We start from the raw sequence: 16,481 nt of genomic DNA on the forward strand, positions 1-16,481 counted from the left end.
CGCAGGGCCCCGCTGTTCTGTTGACACAGCCGCCAAGTTGTCCATGTCTCACCCATGGTTCCCAGCAGACACGGTAGGGCTGTGCTGACGTTTTCTAAAATTCCGTGCAGGGCACTTCTGAAAAATCAGACGAGTAAACACGACTCCTGACTGTGCGCTCGTCTTCGGAACATGACATCTGGTCGGTTGTTTCAATCGCGGATTGTTAGGGTGCTCGAGCCGACCAGGTATCGTCCGGGGTTGTGACCGGTCGCGTCGATGTCGATACGGCCGTAAGCGGCGATCTTGTCGGATGTGGGAAACCAGGTGCGCCCCTCCACCACGAGGATCAGAAGACCCTCGGTGGTGCCGACAGCACCGAAAGTCTCATCCGGCGATTCCGTATAAGGGTGCAACTCAGCCGAGGTCGCCAGTGCAGAGGCCGACTCGGGGACCGACGAGACTGCCACCCCGACCTCGCTCACTGCGAGCAAGCTGGCAGATGTGAATTCGCCGGTCTGACCAGGAGGCAACTCCCGTCGCGCAATGAGTTCGAGCACTGCCCCGTCAGGCCCCTCGAAGTAAACGCTGTGGGCATTCCACGCAGGGGAACATTCGAACTCATCAGCACCATCCCGAGACAAGACTGTCGTTCTTTCGCCAATCCAGCGTTTCGCCTGTCCGAACTTGGCCTCCGGGATCGTAAAAGCTAGGTGATGATCGCCGATCTGGCCGTCATCCTGTCGAAATTCGACCCGCGTACTGCCCAGTTGAATGGACGGCGACATATCGCCGCGTCCCTCGGCGAGCTGGAGACGCTGATTGAAGAAATCAAACCACAGGCTAGCGGATCGAACTGGAAGGGAAACCCTCGTAATTTTCATAGTCATGACTCTTCCTCCTCAAGTTAGCTTGAGGTCAATTCTTCGAGCAATCAATTTATGCCGTTCACGCCAAATGTGCAGCTGAGTGTTGATGAAGCGACAGATGCCAGCCAGCAGCGTCCCGCAGGAGGTTCCCGATTGAACACTGTCGTCGTCCGGCTCGTGAGGGCTGCAGTGCGGCGCATGGTTATGGAACTCGCCGGTTATTGGTGGTTGTGTTTTAGGGCTTGGCCGAGGATGCGTGTGCCTTGTGTATAGGCGCCGGGATTCGGCCCTGAGTAGTTGAGGCGAATGTAGGGTCCGGTGGGTTCGGCAGGGAACCATTCGTTGCCGGCAGCGATAATGACTCCGCCTCTCTCGCAGTCGCTGGTGAGCCGTTCGAGGTTGGTTCCGTCGGGGAGGCGCAGCCACAGGTTCAGACCGCCTTTGGGGATAGTTTCGATATGTGCTTCCGGGGCGTGCTCCCTGAGGCTGCTGGCCAACAGGTCGCGGCGTGATTGAAGCAGGTGGCGCAGATTGCGTAGGTGGGTTTGCCAGCCAGGCTGTGTGACAACGTCCAAGGCGGCTGCTTGGAGAATGCCGCTCACATACATCGTTTCGGCGCCCCTGTCGGCGAGGATGCGGTCTCTGGCCGGGCCGCGGGCAATGATGGCTGCGATGCGAATTGCCGGGGAGACGCTCTTTGTAAGGGATCGAAGGTAGATGACGTGGCCGGAATCGTCACGTGCAGCTATAGGGGCGGGGGTCGTATTGATGCCGAAGTCATGGGCCCAATCGTCCTCGACAAGGAACGCCCCATAGTCAAGAACGACTTCCAATATTTGCTCTGCCCGTTCCTTGGACCATTGTGAGCCTGTGGGGTTGGCGTAGTGGGGTTGTGCGTAGAACATGCGCGCACCGGATTCCTCGAAAGCCCTGGCCAATTCGAGCGGGTCGGGTCCGTCGGGACCGCTGGGTACTGGGATGAGCCGAACACCGGCGTTCCGTGCGGCCAGGATAGCGCCCCAATAGGTGGGAGATTCAATCAGTAAAGGCTGTCCGCTCCCGAGCAGGGCGCTGAAGATCGAACTAAGTCCGCTCTGGCTTCCCGGCAGCACGATGACATCACTGGGGGTGGGCGGGTTGATCCCGGCAGGCGTGGCTGCGCCCAGTTCGCGGGCGAACCACGACTGCAACTCCGGCAGGCCCGCGACGGGCGGGCGGGACACAGCCGCATCACCCCGGGCGGCCCGCGTCAGAGCAGCTTGCACCAGCCGTTCCGGTAACAGTTCCCTGTCCGGATAGCCCGAATGGAAACCTATTGCTTCGTTGGAGACGGTGCGCATCGTAGAGGAAGCCGGCGGTAACAGAACCTGGAGTGAACCCAGAGCGGCGCTTTGCCACCCATAGTCAGAAGGGCGTGCTGTCCGCACGGCTCGCACGAAGGTCCCCACTCCGGGCCGGCTCTCGATCAACCCTTGCATCGTGAGGGCTTGCAGTGCCTTCTGCACGGTGACGGGACTGGCCTGAAATTCAGTAACAAGTGCCCTGGTTGAGGGCAAGCGGGACCCCGGTGAGGACGTGGAGATCCATTCCTTAAGTCGCGTCGCAATACGGGAACTGCTATCGTTGTTCATGAGTAACAATGATAGCGCTACTACGCTTATTCGCCCAGTGATACCGAATCGAGCCCCTACCGGCCTCTGGTGGGGCCTGCTGGGTGTAGCGGCCTTCTCCTTTACAGTGCCCCTCACCCGGGTTGCCGTTGGCGGGTTGTCCCCGCTGTTCGTTGGCTCGGGCCGAGCAGTGGTCGCCGCCATCTTGGCAGCCCTTGCACTGGCCCTCACCCGCCAGCACCTTCCGCGAGGGAAGCAGTGGCTGCGGCTGGCCGTGATTGCCGGCGGCATTGTTGTCGGCTTCCCACTCCTGACATCCTTTGCGCTCACGAGCGCTCCGGCCAGCCACGGAGCCGTCGTCATTGCCCTGCTCCCGGCGGCAACAGCCACGGCCGCGGTCTTTCGCGGCCGCGAACACCCATCGAAAGCCTTCTGGGCTGCCACCGTCATTGGGGCACTGGCAGCCCTTGGTTTCGCCTTCCTCCAATCCGGAGGGTTCGGGGCTCTCAGCTGGACCGACCTACTCCTCTTTGGTGCCGTGATCGCTGCGGCCATCGGGTATGCCGAAGGAGGTCTGCTGGCACGAGAGCTCGGCGCCTGGCAAACCGTGTCCTGGGCCCTGGTCCTGGCCTCCCCACTCATGGTCATCCTGACCGGAGTGGCAATGGCCGGACAACCCGCATCAGCCACACCGATTCAATGGGCTTCTTTTGCCTACCTGGGCATCATCAGTATGTTCTTGGGCTTCTTCGCCTGGTACCACGGGCTCGCTATCGGACCCATGGCCCAAGTCAGCCAGATTCAACTCGTACAACCCGTCCTCAGCATTTGCTGGGCCTGGCTTCTACTGGGCGAAACCCTGACCTGGACCACCATCCTGGGCGGCCTGGCCGTGATCCTGTGCGCTGGACTTGCCGTCCGGGTCAGGCTCAGCGCATCTCGGCAACCCCAGAATCCCTGACCACCAGCATCATCTCTTGAAGGAACACTGCCATGTACGTACCGGAACACTTCACTGCCAGCCCCGCCGACATCCACGACCTCCTCAACGGACCATCCACCGCCAACCTAATCACCATGACGCAAGAAGGGATGCTTGCCACAATGCTGCCATTCGTCTACGACGCCACCATCGGTGACCATGGAGCACTGCACACACACGTGGCCCGAAACAACACCCAATGGTCCCAACCTGCAACCGGTGAGTCGCTGGCCATCATCCAAGGTACGGACGCCTACATATCCCCATCCTGGTACGCAGCAAAGGCCGAACACGGACGCGTCGTGCCCACCTGGAACTACTCCACCGCCCACATATACGGCAACGTCGTGATCCACGAGGACCCGGCCTGGCTCGGAAACCACACCCGTGCACTGACCAACATCAATGAAGCCGGATCAGAACATCCCTGGGCGGTGGACGATGCACCCGAGAAATACATCACCGGCCAGCTCAGAGCCATTGTCGGAATCGAGCTGGTTATCACCAGAATCGAGGCGAATGGCAAATACGGCTTTAGGGTACGGGTAGTCCGGGTAGGTGGTACCGCTTGTTTCGGCTAGATGGTACTGCCGTGGTTTTCTTGTGAAACCGGCGGCGCAATCGGCGCTGCTGTGTTGAACGGGAGGGCCTCTTTTATGGCTGATTACAGTGCAATCATGGCGTTGGTGTTAGAGCGCCGGAGTTACAGCGAGATTGTTGCGATGGTCGGGTGTTCACGCCGGGAGGTTTCCTTGGTGAGCAAGACTGTCAGGGCCCGTGGAATCACGGCGGCGCAAGCGGCGTCTTTGAGTCGGGATGAGCTGGCGGAACTCTTCCCTGATGGCCGGAAGAATGTCTCTGCCGGTTATATGCAGCCGGACTTCGCCGGAATTGTTGCCTCGATGAAAGTCAACCGGCATTACACCTTGCAGCAGGCTTGGCACCGGTATGTGCAGGCGCCGGCAGTGCAGGGAAGGAAATACGGGTATACGCAGTTCTGCCAGTTGTTCAACGACTACGCGGCAGTTCATGAGGTCGTGGCCACTTTGCACCACGAACCGGGGCGGGCGATGTTGGTGGATTGGGCCGGGGACACGCTGCCGCTCATTGACGCCGTGACCGGTGAGGTGAGCAAGGCATACCTGTTCGTGGCAGTGTTGCCGTATTCGGGCATGGTTTTTTGCAAGGCGTTTACGGATATGAAGCAGGAGGCGTGGAACAGCGCCCACGTTCAATCCTTTGAGTTCTATGGCGGTGTCACCCCGATCGTGGTTCCCGATAACGCTGCGACTGCAACGAACCGGCATAGCAAGGGAGACAGCACCCGGGTTATCAATGCCCGGTATCAGCAGTTGGCTGATCATTACGGCACGGCGATTGTGCCGGCCGGACCAAATCGTCCCCGGCATAAGGCTGCTGCGGAGTCTGCGGTCAATGTGGTCAACAAGCGGGTCATTGGGTATCTGAGCGAGGAACTCTGGCACACCCTGGCGGAGTTGAATACGGCCATCGATGAACGGGTCGATGAGATCAACGAACAGATCAAGCGAGTGGATGGGTCGACCAGGGCCGGGCAGTTCACAGCGGAGGAAGCCCAGATGCTCCAACCATTGCCGGTGGAACGCTTTGAATCTGTGGAATGGAAACAGCTGAAAGTCGGGCGGAATTACCATGTCAGCGCCGATTATCAGCACTACTCCGTGCCCTACAAGTTGACCGGCCGGATCTTGAAGGTCCGGCTGACCGGGGTGAGAGTCACGGTCTTTGATGGTGAGTCCGTGGCGTGTGAACATCCACGTAAACACGGGCGCAAGGGCCAATACTCAACCCTGGCCGAGCATGTCCCCAAGCAGCACCAGGACATCGACGGGTTGTGGTCTCCGAAATGGTTCCTTGACCGTGCCCGTCCCTTCGGCCCGGCGACCGTCGCGGTGATCACGGCGATCCTTGAACGAGCGAAGATTCCAGCCCAGGCCTTCCTGGACTGCCAAAACATCCTCACCGGTTTGGGCAAGAACAACAGGCAGCGGTTGGAAGCGACGTGTCAGCAAATCCTGAATCAACACGGGTATCCGACCTATACGACGCTGAAGCGGCTGATGGCCTCGATGAACAGTGACAGCCGACAAGCTACACCACCAATGCCGGCGACGCCGAACACGAAGAAAGCCCCGGCTAGCACAGACGCCGGGGATCGTGGCGACGTGTTTGTTCGCGGCGCTGACTACTACCAGGAAGGCCGGTAGTACGCGATGTTTACCAGTGCTGACTATGAGAAGTTTCGGACCCTGCGCATGACCCAGGTAGCGCTCCAGCTTGAAGGGTTGCTGAAGGACGACGGCAATGACTCCAGGACTCCTGAAGACCTGTTCCTCACCGCCGTTGACGAGGCCCTGGAAATCCGGCGTGCCAACCGTATCGACAAGCTCATCGGCAAGGCCAGGTTCCCGATCCCGCACGCATCAATCGAGGAAATCCGCTATCTGCCCGGGCGAGGCGTCACCTCGGTGAGGATGCAAAGATACGCGGCCCATGACTGGGGCGCAGACCCCACAAACCTGTTGTTGATTTCTCCCACCGGTGCCGGGAAAACCTATATTGCCTGCGCGATAGGGATCGCCGCCTGCCACGCCGAACATACGGTCCACTACACCCGGATGGACGAACTGGCCCGTGAACTGGTCATCTCCCGCGGTGACAGGATCGCCCACCAAAACCTACTCAACAAGCTCAGCGAGGTCGGGTTGCTCATATTGGACGACTTCCTTACGATCGGCATCGATGAGACCGCCGCGAACGACCTGTTCACGATCCTGGTCAACAGGGACCAGCGCTTGCCCACCATGATCGCCAGCCAATCCGGCCCGCGCTACTGGATCGAGAGCCTGCCAGAGAAAGTCGCCGCCGATTCCATCGTGAACCGTCTCGCCAGCCGGGCCCGCACCATCAACCTCGGCGACGTCGACATGCGCCGACTGCACGCCGAAGAGGCCCGCGCAACCAAGGACCACTGGGAATAACCACACGATCTGGAAAGTAACCATCGCTCTTCCCGGCGACGGTCCACCCGACAACTGGCCAGAAATCACCATCCGCGATTCCTGGCCAGTACCGGGTCCCCGAAATCAGCGGTACCACCTACCCGGACTGCCCGTACCATCACGCCGTATCTGCCAGCGAAGAAAAAACTCAGCCAAAACCGCCCCGAGACAGACATTCCCAGAGTCATTGCAGGGCTCAAAGGATGCCGCCACTTCCACATGGCCACCCAAGTAGAGCAAGCCAGAGCGCGAATAACCAATTAGCCGAATGATCCCAACCCAAACACCAAGCCGAAAAAACAAGAGTAGGAGAGCACACAACGCCAAACATCAATCACTACGCGACAACCGTCCCGTAGACCGTTCCTCATACAAACATGGACAGCCGCGGCCGAAGCCGCACAGTCACGACGCCCGGCTGGTAAATCTGAGGTAGTAACCGTCCGGGTCCGTGACTCGGAAATCGGTCAGCCCCCAATCCCGCTCTTGCAGGTTCTCTGTGAGAATGATGCCCCGGTCGACGAATCGGTCTCTCAGGGCAGACACATCATCCACCTCGATGACCATTTCCGTCATCACCGGATGAGCGCGCCGCGCAGGATCGACTGGTTCGGCTTCGCACACACCGATCCGAACCGTTCCCATGCGAATCGACGCATAGCGCGGTGGCCCGACATTGTGACCCGTGACCTGAAAGCCCAAACGTTCGTAGAAAGCAGTCGTCACATCCAAGTCACCGGGGAAAATCTCAACTCGCAAAAATGCATCCACAGCTTCATCCTGACCCATTGACGGACGTACGTCGAAGTCACCCGCAGGCCCGCCACTTTCATCAGGGCGGTACTTCTACGCATAACACGCCGATTGTCCCGCACGCCGTTCGGCTTGCGGTGCGGCCGTGAGCGGTGGTCTCAACGGGCAAGGATCCAATACTGGACAGCAGGAATGCTCCTCATACGCTCACACGCATTTCAGTGATAGATCCCGATCAGACCGACGTCAGTGGAGTTTCGATATCTCATCAACCGGAACATAGAAACTAACCTCGCCGGTTTCAGCATTAACACGGGCCTTCAGCTTGATCTTGCCCAGCATTCGACGCCCTGCAGAGATCTCGACCGGGTACGACGAGGCCGCATAAACGTCGCAATCTTCAATGAATTTATCCATGGCGCAAACCTAACAGCTCAAGACAATCCCAGTGAGGGTTCCGCATCCGGACTTCCTGGCGAAGGACTTCAAAGTCGCTCAGTGGTTCGCGTCGCCCCGTCCACCCGCTGACTTACCGGAATATCTGGCGCTTACGTCCGCTGTCCCCAGACTTGATGGAGAATAGGCGAATGAAGAAAACTTCGATCAGCCCACGGATGGCATACATCGTAGCGTTCTTATTTTTCCTGCTTGGAATTTGGCAGTTTTCATCCGAGGCACTGTGGCGCGGACTTATTTTCGTAGTCTTGGCTCTCGCTTGGATTGCCGTAGGTGGAGCGCAACGTCGTAAGAGGGATGTCGAAAAGACTGACATGGACTCAAACCTGTAGTAGGAGGACCAACTTTGGCGTTCAGTCCTCCGAGAACCCCCAACCATTGCTAAACCATGCACAGCCCCAATCCAGTCCACTCATCCTTCCGCTTGTGGTCAAAGAACTGTTGCGCTGTTTACTACTGAAAACGACAGCACTTCAACGGCGCGTTTGCCCGGTGGAGGGGACCCGGATCAGTCAGAATTACGCTTGTGAGTTCGCCACCAACCGACAAGACCTCCTACACCTAGGCCGAGAAAAATAAGGGTCGGGATGAAGACCAAATAGTTGGATTTGTTTGCCGCGTAAGATACCAATGCGAGTACCAAGCAGACAAGGCCCCCGACCAGATAAACGACTCCCACGCGGGCAAAATAGCGGGAACTGGTCTTTGGCGTCGGCTTTCCAGCCTCGGTCAACCCAAGCATGTCTGTGAATCTTCGTACACGGCCCTCCGGAGCGTTCTCTGGCATAGCGCTAACCCTACGCACCCCAATTCCACGCTGTCCATATATTCAGTTGGCACGGATACAACCACGCTACTTGGATATGCCTCGTAGACGGTTCCTCGAACGGATACCCTGAAGTGATCAGGACTACTCTTTGTCCGGTGGGTAGCGATGGAGGATAGGTGCATGGTCAGCGCTATGAAAGGTGACGGTTGCGTGATTCGAGTTGGGGGCCGATCGCGAGGTGATGTCATGCAATTGCTAAACAGCGCAAATGTCCTGCTCAATGTCCACGCTGAGACGCTGCTCGCTCACACCGCCTTCGACGCACCAGAGAGTCGAAGCCTACGAATCGTGGAAAGAACGGTAGAGGAGCTTGGCTTCGAGCACGGGGCTACCTGGTCGCGGGTCTTCGCCGCTGCGAAGAACCAAGGCCTCGAACTTTGCCCCTTGGTGACGGGCCCCTACCTCCGATTGGCGATGATGAAGCAGGCCGACGCGCCGGACTCAGTCTTGTCTGCAGGCCGCGCCCCGACCGGAGCAATCCACGTCGCTTCCGAGCCGCCGAGCGGGGACGTGGAGTATCCGAAGGGGTTCTACATCCGTGTCGTGGATGGGCGGGCGTGGCTCAGGGGTTACCGGTGTGATGACACGTACGAGTGGCCGCCAGAACAGCGGCTCGCATTCGTACTACCAGCTGCCCGACAAAGTGCGAGCTCATTCTCGGGCCACGGGGAGGGGTAGCGATCCCGATGCCGCTTCCGCATGCGGCACGGTAGATGCCACACCAGAGAGTCATGGCCAATGTTGGAACGAGTCGCCGGGTCCCCTGTTTGTAGAATCGAATGATGGTGTCGAGATCAATGTCCATTGGAGTTGAGGCTTGGTGTTTTCGCGTGCTCGGCCACGGCACCCTCACATCGTTGCGTGCCGAAGCTGGCGGTCAAATGTCACGTCAATTCCGCTACGACTCCGACGAGCAAGGCGCTGTTGCCGTCAAAGTCCGATCTGATTCCACCGACAGGATCAGTCGGTGCCTTCAAATTCAGCGCATTGCAGCGGATACCGGCTTCCCGTGCGCGCGGCCACTGACCGGAGCTGACTTCCTCGAACCGGGTTTAGTGATCAGTGCTGAGACATGGCTTGCTGGCGGTGAAATGCATTCCGGTGGCGAGGTTTCCTTTGCCGAGCGGTCCGCCAAACTCTTGGCGGACCTGATGGAGATTCTTGAATCACAGTCCCCAACCGGGCTTGGCGCACCGCCTCCGTGGATGCACTGGAATCCTCCAACGGGCGGCTTGTGGCCACGAAATCCAGGGGTAGACGCCATGGACCAAGACCTCGTGCCCGAGCACGTGCATGCTATTGCCCGTTCCGTATCGCACCGACTGGCACAAGAAGTCTTACCCCTAGTTATTGGGCACGGTGACTGGGAGAGCCAAAATCTTCGTTGGCAGGAGGACCTCCCGTGGGCGGTCCACGATTGGGACAGCCTCGTCGCCCTCCCAGAAGCAGCCATTGTCGGTGCAGCATCCGGCGCCTTTACCAGCACCGCCATCCCAACGCTGGCAACCATAGAAAGCTCGGAAAGATTCATCGACTCCTACCAGCAGGCGCGGCGTAGGCAGTTTACCCAGGAAGAGCAGGAGGTTGCCTGGGCCGCGAGCCTGTGGCCCGCACTGCATAACGCCCGCGGTGAAAGTCTCTTCCAATCCCCGCCGGTCGCACTGGATGCACTCACACAACAAGCATCCGAACGACTCAGACTCGCCGGCGCCCCGTAAACCGTTCGGCTTGCGGGTTCCGGGGGATGACATTCAGCGTTGCGAAAAAGCCGCCATTTATCGCTGCGATCCACACACCTGGCTATGAACGGAGAAGAGTATCCGTAACGGTGACCGTGGAACTCGCCCGGACTTCGAGTAGTCCGACAAATCCATTCGTTTCGCATTTGATCCGAAAAACCAAAACTCCCGCCTGAGACTCAATGGTCACGGTAGTCACGGCTTCACGGTCCATAGCCAGAATCGTTGATCCGCTGGAATGCCACCGAATAGAAATCGTGCATGCAACCCTGTCCCAGGTAAGCGATACGCGATTTTCATTCAACTCAGTTGTAGTGACCGTGCAGATCCAAGGTTCCTCACCAGCCAATACTTCGAGAGGCAGCAGGGCTAGGTCCTCGTCCAGGGGAACATATAAATTGCGGTACATGGTCAGACTCCTTAAGCCCAACCCAGCTTATACATTCATGCGTTTGGAATCCGCCCGGGCCAACGATCTGGGGGCTGCGAAAAATCGCCCGTCGTCCTTCCCGTTCAAGGTTCCGCTATCGGTCGCTGATTAGGGGCCGATTCGTGGAGAATGAAGCTATGGAAAAGTTCATACGGCTCCTTGCTAACGACATTCTGGGTGACATCGGGCCTGGGCGCCGGTTGGTAGCAATCGACGGAGTCGACGGCAGCGGCAAGACATCCTTCGCCGCCAATCTGGCAGCCGTGATCCGGGACCGACCCGTAATCGTGATCCACGTCGATAACTTCTTAAACCCCTCACCCGTCAGGCATGCCAAAGGACGCACCTCGCCCGAAGGCTTCTGGGAAGACACCTACAACTATGCGGCCCTGCACGACCAACTGCTCGCACCCCTCGGTTCGCACGGGGACGGTTTGTACTCGCCTGCATCCTACGACTCGAAGACCGATCGAGTGGCAGAGGTGGACACCATTCTGGCGCCGTCAAATGCCTTGGTCGTGGTGGAAGGCATGTTCCTGCACCGCGACGAACTCGCCACAAACTGGGATGCATCGATTTTCCTGGACGTCCCCTTCACCGAAACTGCGGCGCGAATGGCGATCCGGAACGGCAGCAATCCCGACCCGGAGCACCCCACGATGCGCCGATACGTCGGCGGACAACGTCTGTACTTCCAAGCGGCACGTCCTTGGGACCGTGCCACATTCGTCGTGGACAACGCCGACTTCACTTCACCCAGAACCATCCGCCCAGAAACGGCGTCAGCTGTCCGGTGAGGGTTAGTCTTTGAACATCGAGAAAGGATGCAATTGGGAGCGATTTTAAGAGCACAGAATGAATCAGGCCAAACATGGGACGATCCGTCCGAAGATCTCCTCTTCATGCTTATCGAGGACGTCGAACGCGGTGACGAGGCATTCTTGATCGTCGAAGATTTGGCCGATTCAACGGGGCAGACCTATGTTCAGTCCATCCGAATGAGTGACGGGACTTTTGATGTTGAGCGTCGTGAGGGAACCCCGGATCGGCACTACGCCACGAACGTGGCAGACATGCGAGTCGCACACGCTGTAGTCACTTCATGGGCGTTCGATGCTGCACCCAAAGTCGAATCCCTCGTCTGGAGTCAACTCCGATTCGGCGATCAATAGTGCGAAGTGCCGATACGGATCCTTATCGCAGCTTCGATCCTTACGGGATTGCCCCGATGTAGCTTGACTTGACCATGAAGCGGCGACCCTGTCCCATAGAGCGTTCCCGTTAAAGACACGTCGGTGCTGTGCAGACGACTTGTAGAAATGACGTCTCCGAACCCGCAATCCACCGCCATGCTGACCTCGTTTTGCCCAGAATAGCGTGGATTGGGTCGCCCCTTGTGGCACGATCAGGAACATGAGCCCTGAGCAAGAGATAGCCATTGACCTGACCGAGGATGAGCGCAGTCTCCTGTATCAGGGTCTTGCACAATGGGGCGGTCCGGCCAAAGGGACAGAACCCATGGCGGTTGCCATGGGTTTTAGTGGGGTGTCGAATTTATATAGTGTTGGCTATCGAATAGCCGGCGACATCCGGGCGGAACTACCCCTGACCATCGCCGACTGGCGTCGCGCGGTGCTGGCCACCGAAGTCATGTTCGCCAGCGATATTGTTGGTGCCGGGCTCGAATGGCAGGGGATCACAGGCTGGGATGACCTGACAACTCTGCACCTCATCCGTTCCGTACAACGCAAAATCCTTCATGCAACCGCACCTATACTCCGCGGCGAATAAGATCCAACGACCCAAACTAAGGTGGCTGACTTGAATTCTGAAGTAGATAGGCCCTCGGGTACTCGTGCCGGTGGCGTCGACGGTGGTTCGATTCCGGGAGAACCCTGGGCTATGACCTCGGCTATCGCAATCTTTCGCGACATGCTGAAATCCCAAATTGGCCCCATGATTCGGGAGCACGGCTTCCGCGGAACTGCCCCAACATGGCAAATTCGGTCAGCCTATGGTGACTACGGGTCCGTCAATTTTCAAAGTTCATCCGAAACCACCCATGAACAAGTACTCTTCTACATCAACCTTGGCTATACCCCGCAGGCCTGGTTCGACTTCCAAAGCAATACCACTGGCGGCAAGCCCAAAAGAGGGTACGAGTTCCTGAAGGACCGACTCTATACAGACGACGAACCCCGGGCACTTGAAAATCAACGCTGGAGTATTACTGACCACGAGTCAGCGATAGAAACAGCACGTCGCGTGACCGACAGGCTTAACCAAGTCGGCCTCCCCCAGATCAATAGTTGGCTAGATCCGTCTAACCGCATTAAACAACTAACGACTTTCAACAGCGACCTTGCCCGCGTCCTTATCCTCACCGACTGCGGCCCCAGTTCCGAGCTTGACGACGCGATAAAAGCCCTCAAGACCGGGCCGCTGAGCGACAGGCAACCTCTTGTCGACCAGGTGGTCAGGTGGGTTCAAGAGCGCACCGTAAATAGCTAACGCATGTAAACACCGTCCCGCAGAGGGTTCCCGCTACGGACAGGCTCTGGTGGCTTCCATCGGCAAGCTGTAGTCCAGTGGCTACTTGGCTCAACTCGCCTTTAGCGTGCGATTTTTCCCGTTTTCTGCGGCGACCCATCTTTGACATCCTCCCCTCCCTTTCGGAAGGGGACTCCTTAGGCTGCTTGCGCGGCTTGTAGGTTGGCGCTGTAACCGCTCGAAGGGTTCAAAGGTGGTTGCGTAGCCCAGTTGATAGACGCAGGAAAGGCAACACCATGTAGTTGCGGGGTGGCCTTTCTATTTTGCTGGGGCTGCTTCTTGGAGCGGGAGGTGTTTCAGATTCCGAAGTCGTTGCTCCGGGGCTCGGCTGGCTCCGCGGCTTCGTCGTTCAACGCGTGCTCTGCCAGACCATGCAGGTCAAGCTTCATGTTCCGCAGCTCGGAGAAACGAACGTGTGCAGGTTTCTGTTCAGAACTGGGATTTTCGGCTCCCGGAACTGCACAGGAGGTTGTGAATGCCATCAGCTGCGTCGCATCGTTGCTTTGGAAGAGCTCGTCGAGGGCGACGTTGAACTCCAGCCGGCGCGAGTTCGGAATGTTCACAGCGTCGAAGCCGTGGGCCATCAATTCTCCGGCCATCATCAGCCTGGCAGTGCGTTTGTTGCCATCAAAGTAGTACTGGGTCCGCGTCGCTGCGGCGTTGTATACCAGGGCCCGCACTCTTGGGTCCTGAATCTCTGCCAGCCGTTCCATAAGCAGCTTCCAGCGCCCCGGCAGCTCCGCCTGGGGGATCCCGTCGACGTAGCCGCCGTTCGTGAGCCGCACAGTGCCACCGCCCTGGACAGAGCCTTCGCCGCGGAAGTGACCTGACTCGATGGCTTCGTGCCGGGCCACCTGGGCATGGACGTGATCAGAGTTGGCTTTGTTGAGCTGAAACTCATCCTTACCGACAAGTTCGTCGACCAGGCTGTATCCCTCGCTGAGTGCCAGGATCTGCTGCTCTTCTTCGGTTGTCCTGCCGTGGACTGTGGCTCCATTGAGGAGTTCGCGCACCTCGGCGAGCGTGAAGGTGTTGCCTTCCAGCGCTGCGGCGTTCCAGATCAGATCAGGGAGTGCAGCACGGAATCTATGTCGCGCCTTCTCGGTGCCGATATGCCGGATGCGCTCCAAATCGACCCGGGAGAGGTCCCAGCTGATGCTCTTGCGCATGTCGCGGGTCATTGTCTAGACCACCTTCGTACTGTCTCGGTTGATGCGTGTTTAAATTCTCAGCCTAGGCCGATGTGGTCCAAGGGCATCAGTTTCAGTGACGCAAATTGCAAGGAACTGTTGGTATTGTCAGCCACCCTATGTCGTGCTCAGGCCAGAAGCGTGTAGCCTTCACGCCAATGTAGGCTGAATCGGGCGAGGCCACCTGTTGAATCTCTCAGCTGCGGCGTCTGGCCCGTGCCGCGAAGACGTCAAGCGCAGCGAGGATCTCCGGCGCCGGCCATACCAAAGGCTATGCGTCTAGCCTTTGGTATGGCGCGGGTTCAGTACCTTTAGATGGACTCTGGAAGCAGAAGCAGTAGTTGCTGATCAGCCGCGGGCTTGGTGCACGACGAGGTTGCCGTCGTCGTCGATTTCCGAGTAGGAATCTCCAGCTGCAGTAATTTCCTCTTCGTAGTTCAGTCCATCGCGCAGAGCGGTCATGCTGTCAGCCCATTGCTCACGAACGATCGCCTGCTCCTGCTCACCGAGCGAGTCATAGGAATCAGTGCCAGCCAGGACCCCGGCAACAGCCTCGTCGCCTGTCAGTTTGCCAGCTGCGACCTGGCGGGCCAGTTCTCGCGCTTGCAGGTCAGTGACTGTGTGGCCTGCTGCCCCAAGGGCAGCATCGGCAAAGGCGATCCGACGATTGATCTCGGCGTCGCTGACTCTGTCGTCGTTGGTGCTCATCGGTGTCTCCAATGCACTGGGTCAGTATTAGGTAGTGGGTTTCAGTCTGCCGGTAAGGCTCGGTTTATACATGCGGGTCTTCCACGGGGCCTGTGCCGAAGTGTTCAGCCTTCGTGCCAATGCAGGCCGAATCGAGTGAATGCCTCCTGCAGCTCGGGCAGGACTGGATGGACCCTGGCCGGCTCGCTCGAAGGCTGGATGAGGGGGCTTCGGGATGGGTCGCCAGCACGCTCAAAAACAGCCCAGACGCGGATCTCGTCCCCGTGGCGGGAATTGAACCTCACACCATCGACAACAGGGCTGCCTTGATCGTGGAGGTCGTACAGCCACCTGGCAATGGACCTGGTGAGCACGCGGTCGCGGGCGTCCTTCAGAAGCGCCGCGTCGACGTCGCCTGCGGCAAGACCATGCTGCGCGAATGGGTAGCGGGCGATCAGCGCAGCAATGCTGCGTGAATGGGTAATGAAGCAGTACCGGCCACTCTGGTAAGTGGAGCTGTACTCTCGACCGTCCAGCCACCTGTAACCCACGGCGCCTTCGGGTGCCTCTGGGTAGCTGGCAATGCTGCCGTCGTCGTCGACGATCTCGTCAAGCTCAGCAAGTAGCGGCAGGCAGGGCCGGAAGTGGGCGAGCAGTTCGAGGAAGCAGCCCAAAAGGCTCTCAGCTGTATAGATTGTGCGGAACTCGCCCAGCTGGTCGTCCCAACGGCCACCGAACAGCCCCTGGTCGTCGGCGTAGGCCCACGGTGGCCACGCCCAGAGGTCAGGCGCGTAGCCGATGCGCCAGACCTGGGTTGGTTCCGCCGAGTTCTCTATCTCCAGCGCAGGACTTGTTTCTGGCTCGGGGCTGCTCATCCGACGTAAGCGAATGCCTTGGCTGCGACAATGACATCCCGAGCGCCCTTCATCGGTTCAACCTCGCGCAGGACGTGTGCCGGCGCGTCGTCATTGAGCGCGGGGTTTATCCCCTTGAACCAGGACTGCACCGTCGTCGCGTCGTAGCGCTCTCTCAGCAACGCGGCAGCGTGGAAGGCGTGGCGCAGACGCTCTTGGTCGACCTCGCCGGGTGCCCCTGTTCCCTCGGCCCAATTCGACACAGATCGAGCAGACTTCACGCCACCGATGTAGGCGACCAGGCGCACTCCGAGCATCTCGCGCAGTTGCGACACCAGCTCAGTGAACGCGAGCCCGACAGATTCATCGGATGCACCTAGACCTGGTCGTTGATCGGGCTTCATTACGGTTGTCATAGTCCAATTGTAGGTCAGATCGCAGGTTGAATCTATAGTGAAAATGCACCTAAAAACGCAGGTGAAAGCGCTGATAGATTAATCAAGCGAGATGTT

At 58.7% G+C, this 16,481-nt stretch carries 18 protein-coding genes; 9 read left to right on the forward strand and 9 right to left on the reverse strand.

Translation table 11 applies throughout. The features are described 5' to 3' along the window. Positions 1 to 191: 191 nt before the first annotated feature. Positions 192 to 869, reverse strand: coding sequence for a VOC family protein (locus CVV68_RS01355; protein ID WP_110499205.1), 678 nt, complete (start codon positions 867 to 869; stop codon positions 192 to 194). Between the two features lie 197 nt (positions 870 to 1,066). After that, the gene (locus CVV68_RS01360) at positions 1,067 to 2,479 is read right to left on the reverse strand and encodes an aminotransferase-like domain-containing protein (protein ID WP_110499206.1); all 1,413 of its coding nucleotides are present in this window, start codon (positions 2,477 to 2,479) and stop codon (positions 1,067 to 1,069) included. Here CVV68_RS01360 and CVV68_RS01365 point away from each other — a divergent pair. The 4 genes from CVV68_RS01365 to CVV68_RS01380 all read left to right on the forward strand — a co-directional run bounded on the left by CVV68_RS01365 (position 2,478) and on the right by CVV68_RS01380 (position 6,460). Next, the gene (locus CVV68_RS01365) at positions 2,478 to 3,419 is read left to right on the forward strand and encodes a DMT family transporter (RefSeq protein WP_110499207.1); all 942 of its coding nucleotides are present in this window, start codon (positions 2,478 to 2,480) and stop codon (positions 3,417 to 3,419) included. The genes CVV68_RS01360 and CVV68_RS01365 overlap by 2 nt on opposite strands. 32 nt (positions 3,420 to 3,451) lie before the next feature. Then, complete coding sequence (locus tag CVV68_RS01370) at positions 3,452 to 4,021, forward strand: FMN-binding negative transcriptional regulator (RefSeq protein ID WP_110499208.1); 570 nt, start codon at positions 3,452 to 3,454, stop codon at positions 4,019 to 4,021. Positions 4,022 to 4,096: 75 nt separating this feature from the next. Then, positions 4,097 to 5,686, forward strand: a complete 1,590-nt coding sequence (gene istA / locus CVV68_RS01375) for an IS21 family transposase (RefSeq protein ID WP_110499209.1) — start codon at positions 4,097 to 4,099, stop codon at positions 5,684 to 5,686. Between the two features lie 6 nt (positions 5,687 to 5,692). After that, positions 5,693 to 6,460: an ATP-binding protein gene (locus CVV68_RS01380; protein ID WP_110499210.1), complete on the forward strand. Its 768-nt coding sequence runs from the start codon at positions 5,693 to 5,695 to the stop codon at positions 6,458 to 6,460. A 426-nt stretch (positions 6,461 to 6,886) separates the two neighbouring features. On the opposite strand, the gene CVV68_RS01385 is transcribed toward CVV68_RS01380, so the two are convergent. Continuing rightward, positions 6,887 to 7,252, reverse strand: coding sequence for a VOC family protein (locus CVV68_RS01385; protein ID WP_170133045.1), 366 nt, complete (start codon positions 7,250 to 7,252; stop codon positions 6,887 to 6,889). Positions 7,253 to 7,480: 228 nt separating this feature from the next. Then, on the reverse strand, positions 7,481 to 7,651 hold the full coding sequence (locus CVV68_RS23335) for a hypothetical protein (RefSeq protein ID WP_170133046.1): 171 nt from the start codon (positions 7,649 to 7,651) through the stop codon (positions 7,481 to 7,483). Between the two features lie 1,665 nt (positions 7,652 to 9,316). Here CVV68_RS23335 and CVV68_RS01400 point away from each other — a divergent pair. Then, the gene (locus CVV68_RS01400) at positions 9,317 to 10,237 is read left to right on the forward strand and encodes a phosphotransferase (RefSeq protein WP_170133047.1); all 921 of its coding nucleotides are present in this window, start codon (positions 9,317 to 9,319) and stop codon (positions 10,235 to 10,237) included. Positions 10,238 to 10,319: 82 nt separating this feature from the next. Here the strand turns inward: CVV68_RS01400 and CVV68_RS23055 are convergent, their stop codons facing one another. Then, entirely contained in the window at positions 10,320 to 10,667 is a 348-nt protein-coding gene (locus tag CVV68_RS23055; protein WP_146238800.1) for a hypothetical protein, read from the reverse strand. Between the two features lie 158 nt (positions 10,668 to 10,825). Between CVV68_RS23055 and CVV68_RS01405 the strand changes: the two genes are divergently transcribed. From CVV68_RS01405 to CVV68_RS01420, 4 genes are all read left to right on the forward strand, one after another. After that, positions 10,826 to 11,485, forward strand: a complete 660-nt coding sequence (locus tag CVV68_RS01405; RefSeq protein WP_110499215.1) for a nucleoside/nucleotide kinase family protein — start codon at positions 10,826 to 10,828, stop codon at positions 11,483 to 11,485. Positions 11,486 to 11,518: 33 nt separating this feature from the next. Then, positions 11,519 to 11,860 (forward strand): hypothetical protein, encoded by a 342-nt coding sequence (locus tag CVV68_RS01410; RefSeq protein ID WP_245933260.1) that lies wholly within the window; start codon positions 11,519 to 11,521, stop codon positions 11,858 to 11,860. Between the two features lie 241 nt (positions 11,861 to 12,101). Continuing rightward, positions 12,102 to 12,479, forward strand: coding sequence for a hypothetical protein (locus tag CVV68_RS01415; protein ID WP_110499217.1), 378 nt, complete (start codon positions 12,102 to 12,104; stop codon positions 12,477 to 12,479). 30 nt (positions 12,480 to 12,509) lie between these two features. Continuing rightward, positions 12,510 to 13,199: a DUF4304 domain-containing protein gene (locus CVV68_RS01420; protein WP_146238801.1), complete on the forward strand. Its 690-nt coding sequence runs from the start codon at positions 12,510 to 12,512 to the stop codon at positions 13,197 to 13,199. 335 nt (positions 13,200 to 13,534) lie between these two features. On the opposite strand, the gene CVV68_RS01425 is transcribed toward CVV68_RS01420, so the two are convergent. The 4 genes from CVV68_RS01425 to CVV68_RS01440 all read right to left on the reverse strand — a co-directional run bounded on the left by CVV68_RS01425 (position 13,535) and on the right by CVV68_RS01440 (position 16,385). After that, the gene (locus CVV68_RS01425) at positions 13,535 to 14,419 is read right to left on the reverse strand and encodes a Fic family protein (RefSeq protein ID WP_211320682.1); all 885 of its coding nucleotides are present in this window, start codon (positions 14,417 to 14,419) and stop codon (positions 13,535 to 13,537) included. A gap of 357 nt (positions 14,420 to 14,776) precedes the next feature. Then, positions 14,777 to 15,136 (reverse strand): hypothetical protein, encoded by a 360-nt coding sequence (locus tag CVV68_RS24075; protein ID WP_245933261.1) that lies wholly within the window; start codon positions 15,134 to 15,136, stop codon positions 14,777 to 14,779. A gap of 104 nt (positions 15,137 to 15,240) precedes the next feature. After that, positions 15,241 to 15,990 (reverse strand): RES family NAD+ phosphorylase, encoded by a 750-nt coding sequence (locus CVV68_RS01435; RefSeq protein ID WP_110499219.1) that lies wholly within the window; start codon positions 15,988 to 15,990, stop codon positions 15,241 to 15,243. Beyond that, positions 15,987 to 16,385, reverse strand: a complete 399-nt coding sequence (locus CVV68_RS01440) for a hypothetical protein (protein WP_146238802.1) — start codon at positions 16,383 to 16,385, stop codon at positions 15,987 to 15,989. Before CVV68_RS01440 ends, CVV68_RS01435 begins: the two co-directional genes overlap by 4 nt. Between the last annotated feature and the right edge of the window lie 96 nt (positions 16,386 to 16,481).

This window comes from Arthrobacter livingstonensis (assembly GCF_003219815.1).
In the GTDB taxonomy this organism is placed as follows: Bacteria; Actinomycetota; Actinomycetes; order Actinomycetales; family Micrococcaceae; genus Specibacter; species Specibacter livingstonensis.

Bases quoted from the DNA above. Each gene is read 5' to 3' on its own strand.
- CVV68_RS01355 (WP_110499205.1), bottom strand. From the start codon at position 869: ATGACTATGAAAATTACGAGGGTTTCCCTTCCAGTTCGATCCGCTAGC.
- CVV68_RS01365 (WP_110499207.1), top strand. From the start codon at position 2,478: ATGAGTAACAATGATAGCGCTACTACGCTTATTCGCCCAGTGATACCG.
- CVV68_RS01360 (WP_110499206.1), bottom strand. From the start codon at position 2,479: ATGAACAACGATAGCAGTTCCCGTATTGCGACGCGACTTAAGGAATGG.
- CVV68_RS01370 (WP_110499208.1), top strand. From the start codon at position 3,452: ATGTACGTACCGGAACACTTCACTGCCAGCCCCGCCGACATCCACGAC.
- istA (WP_110499209.1), top strand. From the start codon at position 4,097: ATGGCTGATTACAGTGCAATCATGGCGTTGGTGTTAGAGCGCCGGAGT.
- CVV68_RS01380 (WP_110499210.1), top strand. From the start codon at position 5,693: ATGTTTACCAGTGCTGACTATGAGAAGTTTCGGACCCTGCGCATGACC.
- CVV68_RS23335 (WP_170133046.1), bottom strand. From the start codon at position 7,651: ATGGATAAATTCATTGAAGATTGCGACGTTTATGCGGCCTCGTCGTAC.
- CVV68_RS01400 (WP_170133047.1), top strand. From the start codon at position 9,317: ATGTCCATTGGAGTTGAGGCTTGGTGTTTTCGCGTGCTCGGCCACGGC.
- CVV68_RS23055 (WP_146238800.1), bottom strand. From the start codon at position 10,667: ATGTACCGCAATTTATATGTTCCCCTGGACGAGGACCTAGCCCTGCTG.
- CVV68_RS01405 (WP_110499215.1), top strand. From the start codon at position 10,826: ATGGAAAAGTTCATACGGCTCCTTGCTAACGACATTCTGGGTGACATC.
- CVV68_RS01415 (WP_110499217.1), top strand. From the start codon at position 12,102: ATGAGCCCTGAGCAAGAGATAGCCATTGACCTGACCGAGGATGAGCGC.
- CVV68_RS01425 (WP_211320682.1), bottom strand. From the start codon at position 14,419: ATGACCCGCGACATGCGCAAGAGCATCAGCTGGGACCTCTCCCGGGTC.
- CVV68_RS24075 (WP_245933261.1), bottom strand. From the start codon at position 15,136: ATGAGCACCAACGACGACAGAGTCAGCGACGCCGAGATCAATCGTCGG.
- CVV68_RS01435 (WP_110499219.1), bottom strand. From the start codon at position 15,990: ATGAGCAGCCCCGAGCCAGAAACAAGTCCTGCGCTGGAGATAGAGAAC.
- CVV68_RS01440 (WP_146238802.1), bottom strand. From the start codon at position 16,385: ATGACAACCGTAATGAAGCCCGATCAACGACCAGGTCTAGGTGCATCC.